This window comes from Mycobacterium sp. TH-M103 (assembly GCF_057473785.1).
This window is the reverse complement of the sequence record NZ_JBYCLG010000329.1, coordinates 1-2,731: the sequence shown is the minus strand read 5'-3', so window position 1 is coordinate 2,731 and position 2,731 is coordinate 1. Positions and strand designations below refer to the sequence as shown.

The 2,731-nt window shown below is 72.1% G+C and carries 5 protein-coding genes; 1 reads left to right on the top strand and 4 read right to left on the bottom strand.

From position 1 onward, the window contains the following. Window positions 1-113 precede the first annotated feature (113 nt). Complete coding sequence (locus AC2VOR_RS18305; RefSeq protein WP_486964263.1) at window positions 114-1,145, top strand: PAS domain-containing protein; 1,032 nt, start codon at window positions 114-116, stop codon at window positions 1,143-1,145. Here AC2VOR_RS18305 and AC2VOR_RS18300 read toward each other — a convergent pair whose 3' ends face one another. The 4 genes from AC2VOR_RS18300 to AC2VOR_RS18285 are packed head-to-tail and all read right to left on the bottom strand — an operon-like array spanning window position 1,146 to window position 2,642. Beyond that, the gene (locus tag AC2VOR_RS18300; protein ID WP_369736656.1) at window positions 1,146-1,466 is read right to left on the bottom strand and encodes an Rv3654c family TadE-like protein; all 321 of its coding nucleotides are present in this window, start codon (window positions 1,464-1,466) and stop codon (window positions 1,146-1,148) included. Between the two features lie 16 nt (window positions 1,467-1,482). Then, complete coding sequence (locus AC2VOR_RS18295) at window positions 1,483-1,773, bottom strand: TadE family type IV pilus minor pilin (protein ID WP_486964264.1); 291 nt, start codon at window positions 1,771-1,773, stop codon at window positions 1,483-1,485. 38 nt (window positions 1,774-1,811) lie between these two features. After that, the gene (locus tag AC2VOR_RS18290) at window positions 1,812-2,003 is read right to left on the bottom strand and encodes a DUF4244 domain-containing protein (RefSeq protein ID WP_369741396.1); all 192 of its coding nucleotides are present in this window, start codon (window positions 2,001-2,003) and stop codon (window positions 1,812-1,814) included. 36 nt (window positions 2,004-2,039) lie between these two features. Continuing rightward, complete coding sequence (locus AC2VOR_RS18285; protein ID WP_369736655.1) at window positions 2,040-2,642, bottom strand: type II secretion system F family protein; 603 nt, start codon at window positions 2,640-2,642, stop codon at window positions 2,040-2,042. Window positions 2,643-2,731 lie beyond the last annotated feature (89 nt).

The following is a 2,731-nucleotide window of genomic DNA, read 5'->3' as shown; positions in this document are numbered from 1 at the left end:
TGCGGGCGCAGCAGCAAATTATCAAGGCGGCGACCATTTGTGCAAACCGACAGGCTGATCGGGCGCGCCGCCCGTCGGGTCGGGGAACGCGGCACAGTCGGTAAACTGCTCGCATGGTCCACGACTGGTTGCTCGTGGAGACGCTGGGCGACGAACCCGCCGTGGTGGCGCAGGATCGGCAGCTGAAAAACCTCATTCCCGTCGCAACATTCCTGCGCCGCAGCCCCCACCGCGCCGCGGTGCGCACCGCGATCACCGAGTCGATGCAGACCGGCCAGAGCCTGACCAGCATCACCCCCAAACGCGACCGCGTCATCCGCACCGAACCGGTGGTGATGTCCGACGGCAGGACGCACGGTGTGCACGTCTGGACCGGCCCCGCCGACGCCGAGCCCCCCACGCGACCGATCCCGGGCCCGCTGAAGTGGGATCTGACACTGGGCGTGGCCACCGACACCCGGGAATCGCTCACCAACAGCGGCAAGAACGCCGAAGTCGAGGTCACCCTCGGCAGGGCCTTCGCGGAAGACCTCCCATCCCGCGACCTCAACCCGAACGAAGCCAAGGTGCTGGCCATGGCCGTCAAGGCCGAGCCGGACCGGACGTTTTGCAGCACCTGGGATCTCACCGACTGGCAGGGCAATCCCATCCGGATCGGCTTCGTCGCCCGCACCGCGCTCGAGCCGGGCCCCGACGGCCGCGACCACCTCGTCGCCCGGGCGATGAACTGGCGCGCCAACCTCGAGGGTCCCGTCGTGTCCACCGACGACATCGCGCAGCGGATCCTGGAGGGACTCGCGCGGGCCGGAGTTCACCGGGCGCTCGTCGACCTCAAGAACTGGACCCTGCTCAAGTGGCTCGACGAACCGTGCCCGTTCTACGACTGGCGCGCCGGCAGGGTCGACAAACCGAACGTTCACCCCGACGACGAGCACCTCTTGGCCTCGATGACAACGGAATTCGCCGGCGGTGCGACCAGTCGGGTGTTACGGATGCCGGGGCACGACGCCGACTGGGTGCCCGTACACGTCACCGTCAGCCGAGTGGAACTCGAACCGGAGACCTTCGTCGGGCTGATCTCGTTGCGGTTGCCCAGCGACGCCGAACTCGCCGAGGCCGGACTGACGCCGGGCGACGCGACCTGACTACGCGGGGCCGGCGGGTCCCGCCCGGGCCGCGGCCCGGGCAATGCCGGCCGGTCCCACCAGGCCGACGGCCACGTCGACCGTGACGACCACGTCGAGCCCGTCCATCTCGCAGCGGACCGCAGCGGCCCCCATCCGGCGGGCCACCGCCGTCGCGCGGGCGCAGGCCGCAGTCGCTCCGGCCGGCAGCCGGGCCGCCGCGGCCAGCGCGGCCAGGTCGGCCGCCGCTTGAGCCCGGTGCCGGGCGACCACCACCGCTCCGAGATAGGCGCCCGCGACCGTGACGCACAGCACCACCGCGACCATGGCTGCCGCGGCCACGGTGGCCGACCCCCGGTCACCCCGGCTCCTCGGCCGCCGAAACGGTCTTGGCGCCGATGGCCAGGGTGGGTAACAGCGGCGAACGGGCAACGACCGTGGCCACGAAGAGATCCCCGTCCCGACGCACCTGGATGCGTGCCCCCGCGGGCGCGAGGCGGCGCGCGGCGTCGAACGCCGAGCGCTGGTCGCCGCGCGCGGCGAGGCGGGCGGCCTCGCGGGCGGCGTCGACGCAGCGCAACTGCATGGACACCGCCGTGACACCGCCCAGGCACAGCGCGAGCACCACGACCAGCGCGGCGATCCCCAGTGCCGCCTCGACGGTGCTCGCACCCGCACAGCCCGCCGCTAGACCTTGGTATTGAGCGCGCGACCGATGATGTTGGTCAACGCCGACACGATCGAATCGCCGGTGACGACGGCGTAGAGGATCGCGCCGAAGGCGGCGGCGGCTATCGTGCCGATCGCGTACTCGACCGTCGACATGCCCGACTCGTCGACAGCCAGGGCGGTCATGCGCGTCAGGAATGCACGAAACATGTTGATCAGCAATGTTTTTTCCTCCTCGTTTACGTCTCACAGCAGGCCCGACCGCAGGATGTCGCCGGCCAGCCCGGCGACCACCGGCACGATGCCCAGGCAGAAGAACGCCGGTAGAAAGCACAGCCCGAGCGGTCCGGCGACCAGGACGCCTGCGCGTTCGGCGGCGGCGGCGGCCGCGTGCACGGCATCGTGACGGGATTGGTCGGCCAGTTCGGCGACACCAGCGGCCAGCGCCGCACCGGAGGACGCCGAACGCCGCGCCAGGCGTAGCAGCGCGTCGGTGTGCGCGTCGGGCGCCCCGGCCGGCGGGTCTGCCGACGCCGACCATGCCACGGCGGGATCGGCGCCCAGCGCCAGCAGATCGGCGGCGCGGCGCAACACCCCGGCCAGCTTGGGCGGGGCGGACGCGGCGGTGGCGGCCGCGGCCGCCGGCACCGCCATGCCCGCCGCCAAGCACACCGCCAGCACGTCGAGGCACGAGGCGGCGGCCAGCGGGTCCGGGCCGTGCGTACGGCCGTGCGGTGGCCTGCGCCGCGGCCACCGTGCCCGCGCGGACAACCCGGCACGCTCCCGCACCAGCGACGGTCCGGGGCCCACACACAGCGCGACGGCCAGCAGCACGGCCGCGGTGCTCACTGGACTACCTTCCTGAGGTCATCGCTTCTGGATGAAGCGTTGATGCACCCGAGGTGCCACCAGGTCACTGCCCTGCTCGCTTGACGCGG

Coding starts and splice junctions, on each gene's coding strand:
- AC2VOR_RS18305 (WP_486964263.1), top strand. CDS start 114: ATGGTCCACGACTGGTTGCTCGTGGAGACGCTGGGCGACGAACCCGCC.
- AC2VOR_RS18290 (WP_369741396.1), bottom strand. CDS start 2,003: ATGTTTCGTGCATTCCTGACGCGCATGACCGCCCTGGCTGTCGACGAG.